The 1,215-nt window shown below is 53.3% G+C and carries 2 protein-coding genes; one reads left to right on the forward strand and one right to left on the reverse strand.

What is annotated here, in order from left to right:
• Positions 1–53: 53 nt before the first annotated feature.
• The gene (locus NFX52_RS30240) at positions 54–611 is read left to right on the forward strand and encodes a 3'-5' exonuclease family protein (RefSeq protein ID WP_055392852.1); all 558 of its coding nucleotides are present in this window, start codon (positions 54–56) and stop codon (positions 609–611) included.
• 16 nt (positions 612–627) lie between these two features.
• On the opposite strand, the gene NFX52_RS30245 is transcribed toward NFX52_RS30240, so the two are convergent.
• Positions 628–1,068: a Mov34/MPN/PAD-1 family protein gene (locus NFX52_RS30245; protein WP_082437189.1), complete on the reverse strand. Its 441-nt coding sequence runs from the start codon at positions 1,066–1,068 to the stop codon at positions 628–630.
• Positions 1,069–1,215: the final 147 nt, after the last annotated feature.

Here is a 1,215-nt window from a genome sequence, read left to right on the forward strand (position 1 = left end):
CTGCTTCGGATGCACCCAACCGAGCCTTTAAATTAGCGCTGCTTTCTTCATCGATGGAAATCTACATAAGCACTGACGTGGAGACAGATGGGCCGATACCAGGTCCCAATTCGATGCTCAGCTTTGGCTCCGCCGCTTTTACAGCGAATAAGAAGCTGCTCGGGACGTTCCAAGCCAATCTCGAAACGCTAGCCGATGCTAAAGGCGACCCTGACACGATGGAGTGGTGGGCGAAGCATCCGGAAGCATGGGCAGCATGCCGCAGCAATCTTGAGGCTCCAAGTGCAGCGATGATTCGGTACGTTGAATGGATTGAGGGTCTAGACGGCAGGCCTGTGTTTGTCGCCTATCCGGCAGGCTTCGACTTTCTATTTGTGTACTGGTATCTCATCAGGTTTGCCGGAACAAGCCCGTTTGGCTTCTCAGCGCTCGATGTCAGGTCTTTTGCGATGGCGGAGCTAGGCGTTGACTACGCAGCCAGTAGCAAAAAGCACATGCCAAAGAGCTGGTTCGACAACTTGCCTCACGTGCATGTGGCATTGAGTGATGCGCTAGAGCAAGGAGCTATGTTCTGCAACATGCTTCAGCAGAATCGCAAAACCCGGTCTTGACTGGGCCAACAAGCACTCATCGGCTTGCCTCGAGCGTAAGTTGTCTCAGCGACTTTTGGTCGTGAAACCAAACCCCAATTCCTCTGGGGAACGGCTTGGTTCCCAAGATGACAAACACAACACCCGGCAAATCTTTAGCTGCAGCGCGCGCATAGTTCGCTGCCAACAGTTCATCTTTCATTGAAGGCTTAGGCGTCGACACTGGGTGTGTGTGCCAAAGACCGACACAGTGCAAGCCTATCTCAAAAAGTTTCGCCCGCTCATCAAAGGCCTGGTAGGTGCTAAAACGCACGCCTGTGGGGCTTGCAGAGACGGGTGGCAGCACAGTCGCATGTTCGATGACTATGTCAGTCGTTGTCAGTTCCCTGGCGTATAGCTGGCCCACTGTTTCGTTGCGGCCGTAACCCCTTTGAACATTTTCCTCAAAGAGGCTTAGGACGTTCGAAGCAAATTTCAAGCAACCTGCTCCGGGGACCAGTCTGAAATTAAGCACTTTAGCCTTCTCGTGCGGCTCGGGCTACATACGCGAAGTCGCGTTGGAAGGTGCAGCTGTCATGCTTGTATTGGGTCACTGGTACCAACGGGCCTGGAACAGCTAGGTTAC

The sequence above is a fragment of the Acidovorax facilis genome, assembly GCF_023913775.1.
Taxonomy (GTDB): Bacteria; Pseudomonadota; Gammaproteobacteria; order Burkholderiales; family Burkholderiaceae_C; genus Acidovorax; species Acidovorax facilis.